14 protein-coding genes are annotated in these 22,856 nt (G+C 43.7%); 10 read left to right on the top strand and 4 right to left on the bottom strand.

Annotated features, from left to right (window positions below):
- Nucleotides 1-423: 423 nt before the first annotated feature.
- Nucleotides 424-1,614: a hypothetical protein gene (locus tag BTJ40_RS12935; protein ID WP_157954059.1), complete on the bottom strand. Its 1,191-nt coding sequence runs from the start codon at nucleotides 1,612-1,614 to the stop codon at nucleotides 424-426.
- Nucleotides 1,615-2,324: 710 nt separating this feature from the next.
- Between BTJ40_RS12935 and BTJ40_RS22595 the strand changes: the two genes are divergently transcribed.
- The 4 genes from BTJ40_RS22595 (at nucleotide 2,325) to BTJ40_RS12905 (ending at nucleotide 6,347) form a co-directional block, all read left to right on the top strand.
- Complete coding sequence (locus BTJ40_RS22595; protein ID WP_202862805.1) at nucleotides 2,325-2,594, top strand: GNAT family N-acetyltransferase; 270 nt, start codon at nucleotides 2,325-2,327, stop codon at nucleotides 2,592-2,594.
- Between the two features lie 926 nt (nucleotides 2,595-3,520).
- Nucleotides 3,521-4,126, top strand: a complete 606-nt coding sequence (locus tag BTJ40_RS12920; RefSeq protein ID WP_108733485.1) for a hypothetical protein — start codon at nucleotides 3,521-3,523, stop codon at nucleotides 4,124-4,126.
- 750 nt (nucleotides 4,127-4,876) lie between these two features.
- Complete coding sequence (locus tag BTJ40_RS12910; RefSeq protein ID WP_108733483.1) at nucleotides 4,877-5,272, top strand: RidA family protein; 396 nt, start codon at nucleotides 4,877-4,879, stop codon at nucleotides 5,270-5,272.
- A 739-nt stretch (nucleotides 5,273-6,011) separates the two neighbouring features.
- On the top strand, nucleotides 6,012-6,347 hold the full coding sequence (locus tag BTJ40_RS12905) for a hypothetical protein (protein ID WP_157954058.1): 336 nt from the start codon (nucleotides 6,012-6,014) through the stop codon (nucleotides 6,345-6,347).
- 454 nt (nucleotides 6,348-6,801) lie between these two features.
- Here BTJ40_RS12905 and BTJ40_RS12900 read toward each other — a convergent pair whose 3' ends face one another.
- The 3 genes from BTJ40_RS12900 to BTJ40_RS12885 all read right to left on the bottom strand — a co-directional run bounded on the left by BTJ40_RS12900 (nucleotide 6,802) and on the right by BTJ40_RS12885 (nucleotide 11,233).
- Nucleotides 6,802-7,398 carry a DoxX family protein gene (locus BTJ40_RS12900; protein WP_157954057.1) on the bottom strand — a complete coding sequence of 199 codons (597 nt, stop codon included), beginning with the start codon at nucleotides 7,396-7,398 and terminating at the stop codon, nucleotides 6,802-6,804.
- 1,141 nt (nucleotides 7,399-8,539) lie between these two features.
- On the bottom strand, nucleotides 8,540-9,973 hold the full coding sequence (locus BTJ40_RS12890) for an SMI1/KNR4 family protein (RefSeq protein WP_108733480.1): 1,434 nt from the start codon (nucleotides 9,971-9,973) through the stop codon (nucleotides 8,540-8,542).
- 432 nt (nucleotides 9,974-10,405) lie between these two features.
- Nucleotides 10,406-11,233: a DUF2306 domain-containing protein gene (locus tag BTJ40_RS12885; RefSeq protein WP_108733479.1), complete on the bottom strand. Its 828-nt coding sequence runs from the start codon at nucleotides 11,231-11,233 to the stop codon at nucleotides 10,406-10,408.
- A 351-nt stretch (nucleotides 11,234-11,584) separates the two neighbouring features.
- Here BTJ40_RS12885 and BTJ40_RS12880 point away from each other — a divergent pair, with 351 nt between their 5' ends.
- The 6 genes from BTJ40_RS12880 to BTJ40_RS12855 all read left to right on the top strand — a co-directional run bounded on the left by BTJ40_RS12880 (nucleotide 11,585) and on the right by BTJ40_RS12855 (nucleotide 22,776).
- A complete protein-coding gene (locus BTJ40_RS12880; protein ID WP_238151996.1) occupies nucleotides 11,585-12,694 on the top strand; it encodes a sensor histidine kinase in 1,110 nt (369 codons plus the stop codon).
- Complete coding sequence (locus tag BTJ40_RS12875) at nucleotides 12,694-13,368, top strand: response regulator transcription factor (RefSeq protein ID WP_238151995.1); 675 nt, start codon at nucleotides 12,694-12,696, stop codon at nucleotides 13,366-13,368. The genes BTJ40_RS12880 and BTJ40_RS12875 overlap by 1 nt, the downstream gene beginning before the upstream one ends.
- Nucleotides 13,355-13,804: a hypothetical protein gene (locus BTJ40_RS12870; RefSeq protein WP_108733476.1), complete on the top strand. Its 450-nt coding sequence runs from the start codon at nucleotides 13,355-13,357 to the stop codon at nucleotides 13,802-13,804. The genes BTJ40_RS12875 and BTJ40_RS12870 overlap by 14 nt, the downstream gene beginning before the upstream one ends.
- Before the next feature lie 709 nt (nucleotides 13,805-14,513).
- Nucleotides 14,514-21,848, top strand: a complete 7,335-nt coding sequence (locus BTJ40_RS12865; protein WP_108733475.1) for an FG-GAP-like repeat-containing protein — start codon at nucleotides 14,514-14,516, stop codon at nucleotides 21,846-21,848.
- Between the two features lie 5 nt (nucleotides 21,849-21,853).
- Nucleotides 21,854-22,339, top strand: a complete 486-nt coding sequence (locus tag BTJ40_RS12860; protein WP_108733474.1) for a hypothetical protein — start codon at nucleotides 21,854-21,856, stop codon at nucleotides 22,337-22,339.
- A gap of 71 nt (nucleotides 22,340-22,410) precedes the next feature.
- Entirely contained in the window at nucleotides 22,411-22,776 is a 366-nt protein-coding gene (locus BTJ40_RS12855; RefSeq protein ID WP_108733473.1) for a hypothetical protein, read from the top strand.
- The last annotated feature ends 80 nt before the right edge of the window (nucleotides 22,777-22,856 follow it).

The following is a 22,856-nucleotide window of genomic DNA, read 5'->3' as shown; positions in this document are numbered from 1 at the left end:
TTCAAAGGCTGGAGAGTGGTTTCAGGGTGTTTGAGTCCACTTTACTCTTTTAAGTCGATTTAAAATGGACCAGCCAGGCTCCTGCGTTCTTTTTAACCCTATTCTTTATTTAATAGCATTGGCGGATTATCCTTCTATGAGTGGGCGAGCATGGGAAGGGAATGGCTATACGGCATAAGTGGCCACCGGGTTTGAGCATGGTATCCATTGCATTGCTACAGTTATTCGTTACTTAATCTAACTGCTGTATATTTTACGCATATTCCGCTCAGTCAAGAGTAAATCTTTTGGGATATATGATGCGCTCTTGACTGAGCGTAGTGTGGCTTAGCTTGGTTGATCATTGATTCAAAAGATAGCTTAGATGAAAGATTTCAATATGGCCTGAAACTATCTATAAGATCAAGTTTGAGATAACCCAGATTATCTTGAAAAGTACCTGTCTAATAGGAGGAAATCCTTATCATTTAGAGAACTTTCCGATGAGTGAGCTAATTGATCTTTTAGTGGATAGCTACTTGAATAAACAAAACCGGCGCTATATGAATCCTTCTTGGTGTTATAGTCCAGGATTTCCATTATCTTCTTTTCAGTATCAAAATTTTTGAGCCTCTTCGCAAGATCCAGCTCGTGACTATGAAGATCACTATATCGGCGATTGATCTGCTCCCGGTCCTTTCCTTCAGTATCATTAATGATCTCTTTTAGAAGGCTGAAGGGGGTCAAGTCATTTGTATAAATAGATCTGAGGTCTACACCTTCATCCCTGTATACCATTGCAGAGTGTCTGAATCCAGCAACAAAAATAGTTTTACTGATATTTGAAGGTAGTGTTCTGCAATCAATAAATTCCTTCCATTTCCCATCGAATTTGAATGGGTTTCTGAAATCGAACCTGGCTGAGAAAATAATTACTTCGAATGTTTCAGCTGAAATAAATACACTTTTTCTTGCTTTCTCAATTATATCAATTACAGAGTAATTGGGGTCTAAGCCACCCGCATCACTAGTGCTTTCTCTACCTTTTTGATTGCCTTGAACTGGGTCTGTGGGTATAAGTCGCAGGTGTTTTACTTTCTCCCAGACAGGTTTCTCTTGTCTGTAGTTTTCGTTTTCACTATCGTTTTGTTTTTGCCTTTCGTATATATCATTGAGCGCGGCGAGAAAAACCACCATACCTAATGCGGCGCCACGGCTATGTCCGCCAATAGTGAGGTTGATTTCGTCATTGTCAGAAAGGTATTCTACAAGATCAAAGAGAATGTCAAGGTTTACAACATGGTGGTCTTCGCTATAACCAAATAAGGTGTCCATCTGTTTGCTAGGATATTTTTGAATAGCCTCTTTCACAGTGTTATATACGTAGTTACCAACTTTAGAGATGATATTAGAATTAGGGTTTTCACTGGCATTATATTTATTATAGTTAATAACATTGCCTGTAGTCTCTATTGTACCTACGCCATCCAAAACAAATATTTTGTCAAATTTAATTGTGTCTAGAAGAAGTCTGTTACTGGCGTCCTGATCGTGTTCGTATTCAGACTTTTTCGTTACCATGTGTTGTGCTGGTGTTCCTGTTCCACAGAACCATACTAGTACGCTTGTAGTCATGTATATATGCTCCCATTATTAATTTTTGACTGGTGGTGTTTCACCAACTGCTAGAATGTGTAGGGACATGTTTTAATGTAATAGTGAAGTCTATCTCTATGGATTGTTCGCGACTTGATTTGCTTCTTTACGGGTCCTCTTAATCGCTCAGGTCAGATGTCGAAAGAGGCACATGAAAATGTAAAGATGCAAGCCTTCCCATGGAGAATCTGTTTTCAATACCCTATATTGCCTGCTTTTCTTTTCGAGATGCGTGCGTAAATACCTTTTAGGTGGACGGGGATTGATTTGGGGGCATTGATGCCTATCTCTACTTCAGCCAATAATCTTCGCGGTTACACTCTCATTTGGTGGAGGTCCAAGATTACATTTAAAGGAGAGGAAATGGATACTGATAAAACATCAAGGTTAGATAACGCAGTTGACTCCATTACAGGTGAAATTCTTCCCAGTTGCTCAATTTACAAAATTGCAAATGTAACTCGTACAATGTTCAGTATTTTGGCATAATCTATAGGTAGCATAAATATATTGCTCAAAAACTTGATAGAACCTCTGGTGCAGTTAATTCTGAGTTAGGGGACGAGGCATCGAAGAATGAAACCAGCTACATGATTTAGCAGTTTGCAGTATAACCTGGCGTTCGTATTTTCGTGCTACCAAATCATCCATAATTCATTGACTGATGAACATTGTTTTAGGAGATAATAGTGATTTCATATCAAAGATGTAGCGATCTATCGAAATCAGCCGAAATGACATACCGAAATATGCGCCCATATTATGAGTATCACTCTGTTGATTGGGACCAGGCAAAAATTCTGGAGCAAATTGCTGACTTAGATAACTGGGACATTTTATATGAAGGTGAAGTCATAGGCGCACTTCGCTTGGCATTTGATGGTCATGAATGTTATTTACGAGATCTCCAAGTAAGTGAAGAATTCCAAAGCAAAGGAATTGGTACTGAAGCCATTTAGGAATCCAAGCGGTTAACTCTTAAATTCGGTGCAAATAATCTTCGCCTACGAGTATTGAAAATTAGCCCTGCATACAATTTATACAAAAGAAGTGGGTTTGAGATATCTAATGAGGATGAAAAATTTTATTACATGGAGCAGCAATGCTCCTGACAGGTCTCTCAAACATCCTTCCTGCGGTAAAAGGGCCTTCGGCCGATGTAAGTATCACTGTGTCGCTTCGTAAGGCATTAGTATAATATCAAGCCTTGATACGCTTTCGTTGTTCGATAAGAGTTGGCCTATATTGGGCAGGAGGTTCTGCAGGGCCTCTCTCCTTTGGGGATCTCTTTCTAGCGATTTTTATTGCCTACTCCTCGTTCCTTTTCGATACGTGCATAGAACTCTCCTCGGTGTATGGGAAGGAACTTGGTAGTGGATGTCCATCTTTACTTGATTCTGTGTCGGTATAAGAAGGTCGTTTTAAGCGGCGGTCGGGGTGCCCATCTATATAAAAGTACAGCACCGTAAACTGTATACACCCAAAGCACTTGTTGCTCCGGCAGACGCTTTGAATAACATGGATTATCTATTTAAGCGATAACTGATCTAGAGCTTCTACGTATCTTGTCTGGCTGCAGTACAGAATGTTGTGACAGGTTGGGGCAGTATGACTATGAACTCTATCTATGATTGAGCGGAAATAGAGCACGCCAAAGTAAAAGAGAGATGCCTGTAAACGAACGATGACTGTGAGTGCTTCCACAAAACTGCTTCCCAGGAGTTTCTATCAGTCTTTAGTGTATCGTACAATCTACAGGCCTGTAGGAGATTCAAAATGGTTTTGAATACCGGTAACGGTCAGATTGAATATGAGCTACTACATCTTACGAAACCAGTATTAAATTTGATATACGTTACTAGTTTAAAATTAGAGGGATAACAAGATGACGGATCAAGCTATTATCTTAGCTCGACGTAAAGCGGCGGTTAAAGCGTTAAGTTTTTTCAAGTACAAAGCAGTGCAAAGTGCCAACAACCCATTTGCGTTTATGTTTGATCCAACTGGAAAGAAACATGCATCTGACGTGATTGCGCTATGCCGCTCGAATCACCAACCCCATAATGCTAATGACATTGCGCAGGCTTTAGAAGATTCAGCCAGAACTGGTTTTGGTAATTGTAATGAAAAGGCGGCGATCTGCTACAGTTCACTGAAATCTGATCCTTATCTGACTGATGGGAACCATCATGTAACCATGGTGGGGGCTGTTGGTTATGATCATGCCTATTGTGTAGTCTCTGATAACCCTTTAACTCCAAATATGTCGATACGGAGTCTGGGTAGATTGGCAATGATTGTTGATGGATGGACAGAAGATTGGTACTTTCCGAACCTGGATTTTATAAGCAGAACTTACGGCTCTGCGATTACCTTTCCGAACCCAAGACAGACATATATTCGGGTAAAAACTCGAGATCATCAATTAACGCCAGCCGTAACCATTGACACACCAAACAGAAAGTTGAGAAAAACAAATAACCGCTTTTAATTGATCTGATTATATAAAAATAGTTATAAAGTGCTATTCAAGCTTGCTGCTTGATGGGCCTGATATGTTACCCTGAATATGTTATCCAGGCAGGCTAATTAGGAAAAATTGACTTGACTGTTATTACTCGCCATCTTCAGGCAATACTAACGCCAGGGCATGAAGTCTAAATGTTGTCGCTACAGTCTTTTAAGTAGCAGGGTTTTCTACTGAGGCATGGATGCCGAACTGTTATGTAAATGATAGAGTTCACTTCCACGTTTAGCTGCGATCAGATAAGCAGACCTACACAGTAGGGCAATAAAGAAATTATGGCACTGATACTCAGGCCATGGGTGGACATCCTCGGTTGGTAAACTTTGAAGTGGTGTCTGGATATATAAGCTGGCCGTGGGGGGCAGTGGGCATAGAGTAATAAAAGATGGACGTTATGCTCCCTTACTTTGAGGAGTTACTACAAGTCGTTGAATTTTTTCTATTCTATAATACCAGTATCTATTTGGCTAGCCGATTTCTGCAACTCCTAATCCCCAGGCTATTTGGTGTGTGTCCAGGGTTGTATTATGATCCTTTTAGGAAGAGCCAATACCTTATCGATCCTCAGCATTTTTTGAATAGTCAGGCTGATGAGCTTTTGAATGATGTGGAAGCGTGATATATAGATGCTGATGTTGAATTAACTGTTACATGATGCGTGCTAATTGCAACTGATATTTATCAGCATTATTGCAAACGTAAGGAGACTTCACGATGCCCCGAAAAATCCTGAAACCTGAACAATTGAAGTTTCAACCGCGTCCAACATACCCTTATTCCCCCGGCACAAGAGGCGGTGATATGGTGTACACCGCAGGTCAAGTTGCTTGGGGAAGTGACGGAAATATTGTTGGCGTTGGTGATATTGAAGCGCAAACAAGACAAGCCTTAAATAACGTTAGAGCTGTGCTCAAAGAAGGTGGCGCGGACTGGAGTGATGTCTTGAAATGTAACGTCTATCTCAAAGACATAAAGGATTTTCAGAAAATGAATAATATCTTCAGTGAGACATTTTCAGATAATCCACCTGCCAGAACAACAGTGCAGACACCATTGGCTGAGGAATCCATGTTGGTTGAAATTGATGCGGTTGCCTACATCGGTGATTAATCCAATAAGAAAGGAATCTATATTTGTATTGGAGAATATTCACGTGCCGTATCGTAAGCGCATACAGATGGCGTGGCCTTTGCCCGCGCCGCTGATGCGGGTCGGGGTAGAGTAAGGAATCGTGATCTTAATGTTGCCTATATACAACATAGGGGGCGACTTTGATGAGAAAGTTCTGCCAGGCCAATTAACATCAAAGAATCCTCATGACAAAGTTTCGGGCTCACAAAGATTTAAGTTTGAGCATTCCAGAATGTGATGTGTTGCTAACGGTAATGGCAGTTATGCCGTACGAAGTTATTTGTCAGGAGCCATAGCTTTTTCCATGGTAAAAAAAGAAGATAAATAAATATTAGTTCAGTGGTTGTTTGCTGTGAAGGCGGATGGAGTTAAGTGTTTGACAACGGATTTGGTAAAACGTATCGAAGTGATAATATTAAAATATACACATTATGGAACTATACGATGGGCTGCAGCATTTTTGGTACAATGGAATTCCATGAAGTCAGGTGGTAAAACACGTAACAAGGCGTTATTGCAGAAATTTTATTCGCTGGCGCTTCCTAAATTTCTCAGCACGGTATTATGAGTAATGCTTAGAGTATCTCCAAGAGATCTTGTTTGTATAGAATCAGCCGAAAAACAATATTACGCTCTAGTTCTGACGAGAATCGTGTTATTCGGTGGGCAAGTATCGTTCGTGTTTCATCAGAAACCCCTCTTAGATGAAGATTCGAGATTGATTCAATCAGCTAATCAGTTGCCAGGCTTTTACGCTTGTGTAGACTACATTTGGGCAAAAAGGGAAGATCGGATACAAAGACTATCTAATAAAAATAGCATTGAAAACTTTAAGCCGCCTGGATTTAAATCTCACTGGGGGATAGGAAAGGACATCTTCGGTTGGGCTATCTATTCCAGTGATGGAGAGTTTATGCAGCGGATTACCAAACTCAATGATACACAAAAATCGTTCCCTTACCGAGCGAGGATAGATGATACAATACTGGCTAAACGTGTTGATATGCAATGGACATCTGATCGATCGCCATTCAAGCCATATGAATATGTCTGATAATAGTGAAAGCATTGGTGGGCCTCCTTCCATGGGGATCTGGTCTCAACTCCTTCATTGCCTATTTTTACTTGATTGCCCTTCACGCCCAGTACTATCGGTATTCTGCAGTGGATAAGATTGGTGGTTGATTATTGGTGGGAGAGGTAGGGTGGGGCGTAGAGTAGAAAAAGAAGAGAGTTAGGCTGCGAAAGCTTGAGGAGTCACTTCAATTTATTAAGAGTACTTCACGTTCATACTGATGATATAAATTTTATTATCTTGTTCCCAGTTTGTTAAACCCTTCTCTTCAATCATTAGCCTTGGCATTTTATATTTTTAGGTATTTAAGGATATATTTTTAGGTATTTAAGGATATATTTTTTTGCAGGATTGCAGATTCTTCTTGTGGATAAAGGTAATAAATACACTAATAGTGATGGAAATTCACTGTGTATTTGTAAAGGTCAACATCTTATTTTATTTGATCTTTATTATTAATGCCTAACTTTTTTGCGAGTAGGTAATCTAAACTAAATCTACCAGGGCCCGCAGCCATTAACCATATAAATAAAATAATATATAAAACTTGGGGCAAATAGAGAAACCAGCTCATCCAGTCCAGTGGCCCAATGCCTTTAGGGATGGCATGTTCAATTTCAACGGTGGCGATAGCGACAACCATTACAATCGTCAATACAATTGCAACAATTGTTGATAAAAGACCAAGTATTAAGAGTAGTCCACCAAAAAATTCTACAGACGCTAAAAATATCGCCGTAAATTTATGAAAGGGTACTCCTATTTCACTCATCAAATTTACAAGGTCTGCATGCCTCTCAGGAACAAATAGTTTATTATACCCTGATACTGAAAAAAACAATCCTAGTGACACGCGTGCTACTAAGATGGGTATCCATTCCCATCTACGATCACCTACAAGTAGTTTTTTAATTAAAGGAGAAGATTGTGAGAGCATCTTAATTTCCTTGAAATAACAAATGTGGCTAATACCTGTTCCACTGGCATAAATGAAGCTGTTAGAGATATAAGGCTTGAATGTGATTTGCACATTACCAAGCCTAAGTACATTGTCCTGAGTCGTACTCATATTCATGTACGACAGCTATTGGAATTTCTAAGAGTACGGCAGAAGCGATTTACGATACCTGAAACATCTTAGACTACTCAAGCGCCACAGCAAGTCGAATCGGCAATTTACCTTTATAAGTTTGTTAAATGTTGCGCCTACCCATATTTCGATAGCCTATTCGAAACCCTTGCCCGAGACCAGCTTGAGTGATACTTCTCGTCCCTCATTAGTACTAACTCATAGTGAATGGTGAATGTGAAATGCAATGCCCTTCAGTCCTTATATAAGCTTGGGACCCAGAGGAAAGTGATAAAGTTAGTTTATGCGACCTAATATATTGATTTATATAGTAAAATTTGGGCTTTCTCAGGTTTAACCTGAAAATTTAGAGACTTTGAGTCGGGAGCACTATTAGGCTGTTGGATTGCACTCGTACATATGACGATATTGGTACTATGTCGTATTCAAAAAGTTAAACTTTGGATACTTTACACATAATATGCAGCGTCGATGGTACCTTGATTCAAGCGAAGACTTCATAGAAAGATTTTCACCGGAGAAATGACGATAATACTTACGATTAATCAGGGAGTGATAGTAACTAGGAACGAGATTGCTACGGTGAGAAACGTATAAGTGAAATCTACGCTGAGACAACTGATCCAGGTTCGTTAACCAATAAGAAATCCTGGGGTGCAGAAGGAGGGAGGCATTGGCCTTAGAGCGTGCTATAGTCTACTATTTATTCCTTCTTGAAACGTATATAGATCTCTTTCAATAGGTGGCGAGGGATTTAGGGATGAGGTTGCCTACCTTTACTGCATTTTCCTTCTCTTTTAGAGCTGTGACTGAGATATTAGCCCCAATAATAAGTTTTCATTAGTAAGGCGCACTAGGTTAATTTATTTGCTTTCTAGCGATAGTCAAGCTGTGAGTGGGCATTCCGTGGTGAGGTTAGTGTTGCCTGCTAAAATATTAGGGGGTACTAGCCTCTTAGAGTTTTCGAACCGCTAGAACCAGTTGAAAGCACTTAATTTTTATAGTGCTTCGATAGTAGTTTACTCCCCTGACTACTGCAGCTCCTGTTAGTAGCAATCAATTAAATATACTGTTTGATTATTTACTGAAGCATGTACTCTGAGTAATAATTTCTCTGTTCTTTAGTCAACCCGCCAACCATGACAAATCTGACCTTGAACTTCAGAGTTTTAATGATTTCTCTAAATTGGTCGAATGAACAGTAAATTTCTTTTAGATTTGAAAGATTGTTTAAGGTTGAATACTCATCTACCTTAATAGAGTATATGCGTATCGTTTCCAGAGACTTTATGTCACCAAGAAATTCAATGTTCGAAATTGTTGTGTTTGAAATATCCAATGACTTCAATTTTTTCAGCTTGTTAAGGTCCGATGCGTTACCAACTTTATTATAGGATATGCTCAAACTGGTCAGTTTTTTCAAATCACCTAGGTGTGAAAAGTCATATATTTCATTTCGAGCTATGTTTAGCTCGGTTAAGTTTGCTAAATTATCAATACCTTCCAGTTTATTCAGCCCAGTCCCCTCTAGTGACAAATTTTTAAGGCTCTTTAATTTAGTAATTGATTCGGTAGAAGGGATTTGAGAGTTTGAGAAGTTTAGAACTTGTAACTTTGTACATGCGTTTAAAGCAGAGATATCTTTCAGTGAGCACTTTGCAAAATATGCTTTTTTTAGATTAGGGCAGAATTCCATTCCGCTTAATGTCTTTATCTTCGTTCCACTAGTAATCAGCTCTCTTAGCCCTGTAAGTTTCTCAATGGGGATTAAGTCGGTTACATTTGTTTTTAATAAGTTCAGACTGTGTAGTGATTCTAAACTATCAAGGCTAAAGTCTTTCGAGATATTTTTTTGTAAGGCTAAAAGCCATTCACTACTTAATTGACTTTTCCAATTCTTAAAAATTTTCTGATTCTTACCATTCTGGCCAATTTTCATAACTGAAAGCTTCGGCATATCTATGTCAATATATTCATCATCCTCTACAGTGTAGTTCCCGCATTTAAGGCAATCAATGTAATAGTTAAGTAACTCTGACAGACTATCAGCTAAAACATATTTTGTATCATAGTCACGACCAAATACTATTACTTGTCCCGGTTTACCTTTTGGGCCTGGATCCATATCTAATGCAAAATTATTTCCACCATAATCCATGGAGAAGGGGATCCATTTTCTGTTGAAAATTACCTCTTTAATATAGCCCTGGGGTACAGATATTGAATTGACATCCCAGTTATCTATAAATTTTTCCTCAATCTGACTCCACTTGCTCCATTCATCCAGCATTTCGTCAATAGATAAAAATGGACATGTAAAGAAGAATCCAGGTCCATGTCTCTGTCCGTTATGGGTCAAATAAAGGTTTTGCAACTCATCTGGTAGAGTCATACCAATGACTTTCTCAGCCCTTTGAATCTCTGAAAAGTCTGCTTTTTCATTCAGAATGCTAGGCATCTCTGGCTGTATTTCGCGAACTTTATCTATAAGGGACTGAAAATAAATATTAAGCATTTACATTCCTTACAAAACTACCAAGGTACCAAAATTACATGTACTGTAGTTCAACTTATTCTACGTGAAAACCGATGCGAAATCAGCTTGTTGAAGCTATAAACGGTTTAAGCCGTACGCATGCTTTTGAATGGCGGGATCTTTTCCGTTTTGTATAAGCTTTTAATTTTGGAGATTGTCTCTCCAATAAATAAAGGCGTACTTTTAAAGCAGACTCTGAAATTACAGAAGATAATGAGAAAACAGATTACTCTATGGTAAGTATCGCGGCCGTTAGTATTTTGTTTGACTCTCCTCCTGAGTCAATAGTCTTGTAGGTTTATATTTTAATTTGGAGGGTGTCTACAATTACTACTATATTCGGATCTACAAAACCTGGACCTCTACAGCCAAGCTATCGGAAGAACTTCACGATAATCTGGCTGCGTAACCTCAGATCCGTGGCAACCACATTCCCATCGTAGCGGCAAAAATACCAATGGCCATAAACACAGTCAGAGGTATCAGGGTACTGACAAAAGCAATCTGGGTTCCCTGTGCGGTTCCGCGCTTTTGACAGTGAAAGTACCATTCCAGCATGGCCAGAGGGAGCAGGTATTGGCCGAAGCCCAGCGCATATAGGAAAGGCCCGGTAAAGGATTTCCAGTCGATCCCCCAGCCGCCGGTGAGCATTGCCCAGCCCATCAAGGCCACACGGAAGAACCACACTGCACTGGCAGCCATAAATAGGCGCAAGGCCCAGCGGCGGTGCTCAGCAATGCGTCTGGCCATCGCAGTACGCACCGCCAGAAAGGCAAACGCCAAAATTAGTATGCCGTCCATGGTGATGCTGATTTGCGACACTAAATTACCAATGGTGTGCCGCGTCCAGGTCATGTAGAGCCCCGCAATACTGGCGATGACGGCTGTCAGCAGATAGCTGCGCCCCAGCCAGCGATGGAAGTTGGGGGCATGCCGTCGCACTGAAGGGATTAGCTGCAGGGGCCCACCGCCGATGACAATTGCCGCAAATAGAACGTGGCTTACCGAAGCCAGGTTGCCCAATGTATCTCCCTCGCGGAAGCCTGCCGGTAGGTGCAGTCCTTTCAAGCCGTGCACTCCCGATTCGGCAATGGGTGGGTAGAAGACGGCCAGGATATAGGCAAAGAAGATCGCATGGCCGATGGCCGCGATGCAGAACCAGGTTTTTACCGACAGGTTAACTGCTCGCCGAGTATCGAATGGTCGCGGTAGTGTTTGGCTGAGTACAGCGTCGTTCATGGGGTTCTCCAGGCGATTATGGTCCGTATAAGGTCTGAATGTGCTTGCCGAGCATGTTCGGCTCTTTCGGGCTTACGCACATCGGCCACAGGCAGGAATCGGACCTCCCCCAAAAGACGGAGATGCGCCTGCTCCCGCATCCTCCGAAAGTCCCATGACAGCTGGTTGCGCCTGGTTTAGCATGCGGAAATGAAATCGTCGTCCCTAAATACGCCTGCGTCGAATCCGCTCAACACCAGCTCGGAATTACCCAAGCTTCCGGTGTGGCAGCCCTTCCGCGGGCCATTCGAACGCTGGCCGCACCTGACTGATCTGCTCATCGCCCTGCTCATGTTTTTGCTGACGCTACTGATGTGGTCGCGCGAAGAGGCGCGCGAAGTGCTGGCCATGCAAAATCTGGGGGATGTTATTGCTTTCCAGTGTGTGTTCGTCGGCTCCTTCGCTCTGTTGTGGCGTCGCACACACCCCTGGCAGGTACAGGCCGTTATTCTCGGCGCAACAATATTGCTGGAACTGGGTTTACCGGCGGATGGCATTGTCGCCATGGCGGTTTCGCTGTATAGCCTTGGCCGCTACGAGGCCAACACCCGGGCCAGTTTTATCGGAGTCATCGCAACGCTGGTTTTTGTGGCGATTGATCAGGGTATTCCGGCTCAACCAACCGCGGCAGGCACAGTAACGGTGATGCTGGTATGGGCGCTGTGGTATATCGGTCGCCGGTTGCGCTTTCGTGGTGAATATCTTCGCTTGCTGGAAGAGAGAGCCAAGTATTTGGAGCGCGAACGCAATGCCGAATCCGAGCGTGCGGTAGCGGCCGAGCGCACCCGAATCGCCCGCGAGATGCATGATGTGGTGGCGCACCAGGTGAGCCTTATGACTGTGCAGGCCGGTGCTGCCAGGGCCATCAGCCGCAATAACCCGCAAGCCGCCAGTGAAGCCATGGCTTCTGTGGAGGCTGCTGGCCGTCAGGCCATGACAGAAATGCGCCATTTACTTGGCGTACTGCGCCCGACCAGCAGCGACACTGCCCTCACTCCGCAACCGGGTCTCAATGATTTACCAGCTCTGATTGAAAAGGTCCGGCAGGTGTTAACTGAGGTCGATTACGAAACCCACGGCACGCTGGAGAATGTACCGACCAGCGTCACGCTCACCGCTTATCGTATCGTTCAGGAATCCCTCACTAATGTCATTAAGCACGTTGGAGCCGCAGCGCGGGTTCAAGTGAGCCTGCGCTTAGACCATGACACTCTAGTGATTCGTGTAGGCGATGATGGCAACACCACTGGCGACCGGCCCATGGTGGAAACAACTACTGACGGGCAGCCTGGCGGTGGGCACGGCATCGCGGGCATGCGCGAGCGCGCGGAACTACTCGGCGGCCATCTATATGCGGGCGCGGCCGATGGTGGTGGTTTTGAGGTATATGCACAGCTACCCACAGGAATGGTGAAAACATAATGTTGCGAGTGATGGTGGTGGATGACCAGGCTTTGGTGCGGCGCGGTTTTGCCCTGATCCTGAACAACGAGCCCGACATTGAGGTGGTCGCCGAGGCCGGTACCGGCATTGAGGCAGTTGAAGCCGCACGAGCGCATCAGCCGGATATCATCCTGATGGATATCCGCATGCCGGAGATGGACGGGCTGGAAGCCACGGCACGCATCCTGGAAGCTAGTGATACAGCTTGCCGTGTCATTATTTTGACCACGTTCGATCCCGATGAATATGTGTTTCGTGCGCTGCGGGCAGGTGCTAGTGGTTTTGTGCTCAAGGATATTCCCCCGGAGGCGCTGGTGCAGGCAGTACGCACAGTAGCAGAGGGCGGTGCCATGCTTGCACCGGGCATCACTCAACGCCTGATCAGCCAGTTCGCACAGAAATTGGGGGCAGGGCACAATCTGGCAGAACGCCTGGAGCGCCTCACTACACGGGAGCGCGAAGTACTGGAGGCCATCGCCGCCGGCAAGAGCAATGCCGAGATTGCCGAGGCCCTGTTTATTGGCCCCGCCACCGTGAAAACCCACGTTTCCAGCTTGCTCTCCAAATTGGGGTTGCGCGATCGTGCACAGGCGGTCGTGTTTGCTTACGAATGTGGCCTGGCCACCGTAGGGGAGCGCGATGTCGGCTTCTAGATCAAACCCCGCTTTGCAACGCAATGCACTTTATCGCCTTGCCGCCTGTGGCGCTGTGGTTCTAGGGCTGTTTCTCCTCCTTGGAGCCCAAGGTCACTTTGCCGCCATCTGGCCTTTGGTAACCAGCGATAGTATTGGTTTATCCCGTCGTTTGTTGTTGATACTGCCCGGTGTAATGCTCGCCGGCACGGCGGTGTTGAACCTCCTGCTTTGTAAACCACTTTGGCAAGAGCGTCGCTATGCCCTCAACGTTACTCTCGCGGGTAATTTGCTTACTACTAGCTATTTGTTCTACCTAATGATACGCGGGGTTCCTAATCACCCTATTGGTATATTTCTCGCACTGGAGATGTCTTTTGTTTTATTGCTCCTAGTAACAAGAAATGGACTGGTATGGCCTGTGTCAGCAGAACCGCCGGTTGAGATGGACATTTAGTAATATATGATCTTGGGAGCCATGCACTAGGTTGAGGGCACAAGCGACACATGCGTATACACCAGAAATACCAGCGTGCTCCAAGAATTCAGCGTAGCTGGTCATCAATAATAAATGCCGCATCATCAATCTGATCTTTCGGTAATTTGCCAATTTCCACCCCTTTATCGAAGAAGTGTCTTATTAGCCTATTGATACTTTCGTTTAATGCTTACTCTGATGAGTGACACTGCCTGGCAAAAAAAATCTTGCGGTCTATTTTCTGCGTGATTGACTGACGGCCCATGAGTTTATCGCCAGTGTCGAAGATTATGATCTCACATACTGCCTGATAAGACTTCAACGAATTACTTCCTTTTGTTGTTGCCAAGTCCGTCAGTTGTTTTGGGAATCTAGGAGCCAATAAATAGCGTGTGGACGCACTTGGTATGCGTGCCGAACGAATGAGGATGCCGAGTTTGGCGTTTTTTGATTTCGTGGGGAGAGGGTGGAGTCTAATGCATAAAATTGTAAATTATTTTTTTTTGGAAAACTTCTTGTTGAGAGTTTCAGGCAATGATCAACTGGCTGGTTGTTAAACGGTGGTACCAGTTGCCATGTTGGCTTGTAACAATCTGTAAAGTTGTGTAAATTCCCGCCACCCTTCTCTCAGTTAAATATTGAGCGAAGCAAAAATAAAATTACATCCTTCATCTTGAGGCCTCTTCGGATGCGTGTCACTCTTGCCTACCTCTGTCTCGTTGTTGCTGGGCTATTCTCCTCATTTGCTAGTGCTTCGTCTGGCATTTGGGAAAATGGATACGAAATTTATAGTGGCGATATCAATAATGATGGTCTTAATGATCTGTATTTTGAGTACCATCGCCCCTTTATTATTTTGCATGGCAAAGTAGCCACTCCTGTAGCAATGCCAGAGTTACCTAATTTTGTATTGTATGGCACGAGAGACAATGGTGGTCTTGGGTACGGAACGCCGCAAAGCAGCACTCTGACAGAAACAATCCTAGCGACTCTAGAAAAAATAGATGGCAACCTGTCTTTTTCCGGGGACTTTGACGGAGACGGCGAATTCGATTTATTAGTGTTAGCTGCCACACCCCTGGTACTGCAAGCTAATGGTAATGGTTTTCCTACTTTGTCTCAGGTGTTTCCAATTGGGGATAACACGGAGGAAATCGCTCTGATTCTTTCAGGTGCAGACCCTGAAAGTTTAAGAATTGAAGACGCCAATGGCGATGGTCGAGATGATATTTTAGTTCAAGGTGTTATCGATGCGACTCTACTTGCCAGTACATCAGGCACCTTTGATAGTCATGGTACGCCCTTGGTCACGAACAGCACTAATATGGCTGGAGCCTCTGGAGGAGAGTTTCGGGTAAATGAGATGGGTGCTGTAACTTACTCAATACCCATTATGGCAGCCTCAGGTACCGGTGGAGTTACTCCTCAATTATCTCTCAGTTACTCAAGTAATGGAGGTAATGGATTACTGGGCAAGGGATGGACGATCGGTGGTTTGTCTGGCATTTCCCGCTGTCGCCAAACATTAGCAATTGATGGGCGTGTAGCTCCAATTAATTGGACTGATTCTGATCGATTCTGTCTTGATGGACAGCGACTAATTAAAGTGAGCGGCTCAGCATATGGCGCAGTTGGAGCCGTTTACAAAACTGAGATGGACTCCTTTGCAAAAGTTACATCTGTTGGTGGTTCTCTGGGGAAGCCCGCTTACTTTACTGTTGAGCGAAAAGATGGGTCATTGAGCTATTACGGTAACAGCAGTACTTCAAAGTTGTTGGCCGGAAGTCATGTGTTGGTTTGGGCGCAAAATCAATTTGAGGATAGTGTTGGAAATCATATTGACTTCCAGTACGAGGGTAATGCTGATAGTGGTCAACGTATCAAAAGAATTCGCTATGCGTATGGCTCGGGTAGCTATGGGGGAGAAGTAGAGTTTAGTTACACTACTCGCCCGGATTACTTGCAAAGTTATACCTCTGGATACGAATTTATTACCACAAAGCGCTTGGAAAAAATCACTTCTAGGTCGAATGGTAGTGTTATTCGCGAATATAACTTGGGGTATAAGCCCGTTGGAACTTTTGGGTCTGGGATAGATTATTCTGATAGAACTTCTCTTCTTTCCAGTTTTCAGGAGTGTGTTGGCTCAAGCTGCTTACCTGCTATGAGTTTCGAGTGGCTGCAGTCCCCTTTACTTCATGATGGTACAGCGCACGAGGCTATCGATTTCTCTCCTGCCAGCAGCCGTTTCCTTGTAAATTATAAATATGCTGATATTAATGGCGATGGCAAGCAAGACCTTGTATGGATTGAAGGAGATGCTGATGGTGATGATACCGATACCAGGGTGAAATACGCAATTTCAGATGGTACCAAGTTCGTCAAGCAAAACTTCTCAGGTTCAACATTTGATTTGGCGTACTTCTCAGGCATTAATATTGATAAAGACTTTGCCATCCGGGTGTTGGACTATAATGGCGACGGCCGTCAGGACTTGGCTATCTTCAATGCCAGGCAAGCTTATCAATTTTCTGGTGGTTACTGGCATGTATTCCTCAGCAGGTATAGCAATGGCGCCTGGAGGCTGGATTCAGATGGTATTTATACCGGCCTTAATGATAAGGATGCAATATTTGCTGATTTTAATGGTGATGGGTTAGCAGATTACATTTCTACCGCAACGGCAGGTAGCGTGAAAGTACGTCTTCTGGTACCTGCGGGTTTGTCTGAATCTTCGGACCGCTACTATAAGTTTAGCAGTACTGTAAAAACCTACGATTTAAATGTCACTGGAGCCACAGTTGGTACACCGGATAAACGAGTGCCAGATACGCTGGGTGATTTTAACGGTGATGGCTCTATAGATCTGCTGGTGGCCACCTATACCAGTAGATTCGGCTGCGTAACGGTAAATCCCCCTGGTGGCGGTGGCCCACCTACTCATGAACCATTTTTACCACGACAATTGGTTGGGGGGCCTGACAGTTGCGGAACTAATCAGCAATGGACGTTCTTGGGTAATTACTTTGATGGTTACCGTGTGGCAGTATTTGATCAGGAAGAACAAGAGTTCAACTCATCACACCTTCTCTCTGCTAGTAGTGAGCCAGAAAGCGACCCTATTGCCATAGATATCAATGGTGATGGGTTAACAGATATTGCTTATATAACTGGTAGTGCTAACAACCTTGCAATTAAGCTCAGCACCGGATCAGGCTTTGTTAGCCTAGGCTCATTCCCTGATGGTGAAAAGGCAACTTTTGCTGATCTCAATAATGATGGTTTCCCGGATTTAGTACGTGCGGACTTCGATACTGGCTATGCCAAAGTCCGGTATTTTGACCAAAATACCGGTAATTTTGTTAGTACTGAAAGAAGCTGGAAATATATCGGAACCGACAAGAGAGATTTTATCTGGTTTGCCGATACCAATGGTGATGGTCAAGTTGATTATCATAGGTATGACCAGTCTTCGGGTAAAGTTCGAACCCAGATTGCCAATGAAAAGTATGCTGAACATAAAAATAAGCCAAGTAAGGTAATCAATGTAATTGATAATGGTCTTGGCAATTTGACCGAAGTTACCTATGAAAATATGGTAGATGGTGATGTATATACCCGTTTATCCATGTCTTCCACCCACGAGGAAAGGTGCGTTAGGATTTTCAATTCGGAAGATGGGTTCGGCGGTGGAAGTATCGGAGGGGAAGTGATTTGTTACACTGTCTCTACTCCAAACCCTTCTTCTCTTTACTCCGAATTAAATGGTGACTGGGAGCTTCCTTCAGGTAGTCATACATTGGGCAAAAGTAAGCCAGTGTTTGATATCCTGGCGCCGATCTTTCTTGTGTCCAAGGTTGAAAGCTCTGCGCCTGCAGCCGGAATTAACTCTGGATCAGTAGCACAGCTGGCTAAAAGCTCAATTTCTTACCACTACCACCAGATGAAATTACAGGCTGCTGGCCGAGGTGCGCTGGGCTTCCAGAAGGTAAGTAGTACAGACAACCAGACTGGAGTAATTACTGAAACTACATACCGACAGGACTTCCCCTTCACCGGTGTGCCCCTGCATACAGTAACTCGCACTGCACAGGGAAAAATTTTAAGTCAGGCCACCAATAATTGGCGACTTCAAGGGTGGAACGGGAGTGGCACACCATCGGCGCCTTATCAACCTTTTATTTATAGTGCAGTTGAGAATACTTATGACCTAAAGGACGGAGGGGAAAGTGTTGGAGATCTGCTACAGACAGTAACAACAACTAATAGTTATGATAATTACGGGAATGCCCTCACAATTAATGTAACTACGACAGATGCAGCAACTAATGAGCAGTTTGTTAAAAAGGTAGTAAATGTTTATGGTAACAGTACCTGGGAAAAAGAGATGGGGCGCCTTAGCAATACCAGGGTTACCAATACTCGTCCAGGAATGACTAGCCATATACAGGAGTCATCTTTTACCTACTACACATCTGGAATACATAAAGGGCTTTTGCGAACAGAAGTTGTTGAACCGAACAAATCTGCATTCAAGCAGACAACCACCTATGATTATGACAGTTTCGGCAATGTTTCGAAAAAAACTTTGAGTGCTTCCGGTGAGGCAAGTCGATCTGCCAGAACTGTATACGATCCCTCTGGTCGCTACGTTACAGAAACTTATAACGCATTAAATCACTTGGTTGAAAAAGTGGTGTCCCGCAACCATTTTGGAGCTCCTTTAATTGTTGAGGGTGTAAATGGCCTGATGAGCTACTTCGCCTATGATGCTTTGGGGCGTGAAGGTTACTCCTGGAACAATGCGGGAGTGGATAAGGAAACCAAGTATGAGCGTTGCACGAGTGGATGTCCTAGCGGGGCAAAATACAGGATTACCACCAGTAGTAGCTCTGGAAAATGGGGAAGGGAGTACTTTGATGTATTAGGCCGGTCGATTCGCACGGAAACACAGGGCCTGTATCATAAAATCTATATGGATAAGGAATACGATAATTTAGGCCGAGCCAAATTTATCAGTGAACCTTATTTCTCCGGCGACACCCCTATGTGGACAGAGACTGAGTATGACCTACTCGGCCGTCCAACTCGTGTTATAGCGCCAGATGATTCGGATTCCACTATTGTGTATTTGGGCCTGAAAACCATTACCACCAATGATAAGGTTCAGAAAAAGACTGAAATCAAGAACATTGTTGGTGAACTGGTTGAAGTTCTAGACGCTAATAATGGCCGCCTTACCTATGAATACGATAGTCAGGGCAATTTACACAAGGCCAAATCCTGGGGTAAAACCAACTCCTCCGGCAGCCATATAGATGAAGGTGATGGAATCAGCTATCCGATTGTCGTCACTATCAATCACGATCACTTGGGCCGTAAATTGAATATGGATGATCCGGACAAGGGTTTCTGGGAATACGAATATACCGGCTATGGTGAACTGGAGAAGCAGACTAACGCCAATGGCCATACAGTAGCATTAACTTACGATAAGTTGGGACGCCAACTCACGCGGATTGAAAAAGAGGGCGGTACCAGCATCACTAGCGATGTGAGCTGGTTCTACGATAGTGCTCATAATGGCGTTGGTCAGATAGAGATGATCATTGATAGCGTCACTGGTTATCAGGCGGTATATCAATATGATTATCTTGGTAGAAATAACACTCAAGCAGTAGACTTCGATGGTGGTGGTCCCCAGCCTACCTATATCACAACGAAGACCTTTGATGATTATGGGCGCGTAGAGCGCAGTTACGATGCCCTGGACAGCCTCTTGAATACTGGGCAGTCCGGTATCCGCAACTACTATAAATATGGTTTGCTATACAAGACTGTTGACTTGGCAACTGGCAATTTGATTCAGGAGATCAAGGCACATACTGCCCGAGGGCAGCTGAAGGAGCAGCTTCTTGGCAATGGTGCGACTACGGTATACACCTATCAGGACTCTACAGGCCGGTTGCTTAATCAGACTTCTACGGTGCTAGGCACTTTTGGTGTTCAGAATATCACTTATCAGTGGGATACCCTTGGTAATCTTGTCAGCCGCCATAATCGAAGTAGTAGCAAGAACCTACGAGAGAGCTTCTGCTATGACAACCTAAATCGATTGATAAAAAATCATATTGGTAGTAGCAACTACAACTGCAGTACTCTGAGTAGTGGTAATCAGGATATTAAGTACAATGCCATTGGCAATATTACTTACAAGGCTGGAGTCGGTTCATATATCTATGGTCAAAATGATGCAGGTGCTCATGCGGTAACCACAGCCGGAGGCATTCGTTATAACTACGATGCCAATGGCAATATGACATCTGATGGTTTTGATGGTGGTCGTACCATCCGCTATACCACATTCGACAAAGCCTCCTGGATCAAGAAAGGTAACCATACTACCGAGTTCCTATACGGACCCAGTCATGGCCGTTACTACCGTAAAGATACTAACAGCAGTAATGGCGAGGTAACTGAGACTTGGTACATCGGTGGTGTCGAGCGCGTCCAAAAGTCGAGTACCCCCAATGAGATCCAGTGGAAACGTTATCTGGGTGGTGGTGCTCTATACACGGTTAAAACCGACGTAGACTATGTGGTGCAATCCACAGAAAAGATGTTCCTGTACAAAGACCACCTGGGGTCAATGGATCTGATTACTGATGAGTCGGGGACAGTGAAACAGGAAATGGCCTTCGACGCCTGGGGGCAGCGCAGGAATACTGGAAACTGGAATGCATTGTCAAATACCGCCTTAACGAGTTTTGATCATGGGCGTACCACGCGCGGTTATACTGGGCATGAAATGCTGGATGAGGTAGGGCTGATTCATATGAATGGCCGCATCTATGATGCGCGCCTAGGGCGGTTTGTCCAGGCAGATCCATTTATTCAGGCCGCTGCGGATACACAGATGTACAACCGCTATAGTTATGTACGGAATAACCCTCTAAACGCGACTGATCCGAGCGGGTATTTTTTGAGCTTTATTTCTAAAGCCGTCACTGCAGTAGCCATTTCTTATGCCGATGCGCAAATAAGTAAGCCAGTATTTAAGGTGCTAGCAGACAACCCCGCTCTAGCTACGGCTGCACAGATTATTGGCTCAGTAGTGAGTGCAATTTACTGTGGCCCATGCTCCATTGGGTTTAATGCTCAGTTCTCCAAAAACATGGCTTATGCTCAAAGCGATGATTTTGGAGTAGCTATGCGGGCTGCGGCGATATCTGGAGCAACCTCAGCCGCTTTCTATGGGGTTGGAAGTCTGCGCCTCGAAGGCGCAACAAAGATTATTGCTCACGGTATAGTAGGCGGTACTATGGCACATTTACAGGGAGGAAAATTTGGCCATGGCTTTGCTGCGGCCGGGTTTTCCGCTCTGGCTAGCAATGAGGGGTGGACAGGTCCGGAGGGAATGGGCCCGACTGTGGATGGTGTTATTGTCTCTGCTGTAGTTGGTGGAACCGCTTCCGTATTAAGTGGTGGGAAATTTGCTAATGGTGCCGTAACGGGAGCATTTAGATATGTACTTAATGATGCTTTACACAATCCGCCAAAAACAGGTGCACAAGAGAAGTGGAAACAGCGCTACGAGTTACTTAGGTTTAAAGTTTTTAAAGGTGTCCAGGAAGGATCCGATACGCCTATTCAGTTAAGTCAGCTAGATATAATTACTATCGCAGAGTATATGAGCATTGAGGCTGATGGAGTTAACCCTCTAAATATTTCTGAATTTTCAGAAAATTTCATTAGCAAGGCGGATACATTTCTATATGGATATGCTAATCAAGAATTTTATGTTGATAATATTGGGGTCTTCAAAGGGGGTGAAATAAACTATATTGGTGTTGGTGTATTTGCTGGGCGTTATGGATTTTCTGAAGCTACTCTTAATACACTCGTAGGCGCTTGGAATGTAAATGATGTTCTTGCTGGTAAAGGAAGCTACAATTTATATCAGGCACAAACTGGGGGGCTTTGGTCAAGATTTGGTCGAGACTATTACAATATTAAGCGATGATGTAAATGATTAGTAAGCTTATTAAATTTACTGTTATTTTTTTTCTCGGGCTATTCCTAATTGCATTATATTTTGTGATTCAGTTTAATTCGGCTACTAGAGCCCCTTGTTCTAATTTGCAGTCTTTATCTAAAGACGAAGTGTTATTGGAGCAGTTGTGGAGTGGTGTGGAAAATGTACTTAGTAACTTCTCAAATTATCGAGTAGAGCACTCAAGAGTTGGATTGATGTACGCTGAGGATGCGTACAATAACTTTGATATTGATTGGGGATTATTTGATATTCCCGTTAATGTTGCTTCATTAGAATTTTATGGGAGAAATATCGATTATGGTCATTTTGAAGTCTCACAGGTTGAGAGCATAAAAGTTGGTTATGGCTATAGATACTATTTGGAATTTAAACTAGCTCCCCTCTCGGTTGGTGCAGATCAAGAAAAAGTAAATGATAAATTAAGGTATACGGAAGTTCTTATTGAGTGTAGGGAGTAATTGCACAAAAGGGGCAAGGTAGTAGCTTAGGTAGCTATGGTCCCTTATGTACAGCGATATGCAATACAGCAATGGAAGAGTGTACACCTCAGTCAGTCTACAGTAATGGTTTAAGAATTCTTCCTGGTCCCGGAGGTGATGGTTCGCCTATTGAGAATGGTGCAGTTTCTGAATTGTTTGTTGGGCCAACGCAGCATTTCTTTAACGATGATACTTTGACCAATCAAAATGTCGCGCTAGAGGGGCATGTACTTTCTGGGGTCGTTACTCGACAGGTCACTACTGATAACAATGGTTGGGTATATATCGAAACTTCAAAAGTAGGGCCTGCTACTCCCTTGAATGTAGCTGCAAGGTTAGTCGATGCTGCTTTGTGGCGTGACGTAGATTTAAGAATAAGGCGCTTGGTTTATCACCATGCGATGCAACAAAAATGATTTTAGCTAAGTAGTTATGCTGCTTGTTCACCCTAATTTGTGTTGTTTTTACTTTTCTCTTGATAAGTTATTTTTTATAG

This window comes from Microbulbifer sp. A4B17, from assembly GCF_003076275.1.
Lineage (GTDB): Bacteria > Pseudomonadota > Gammaproteobacteria > Pseudomonadales > Cellvibrionaceae > Microbulbifer.
This window is presented reverse-complemented; position numbering and strand designations above follow the sequence as displayed.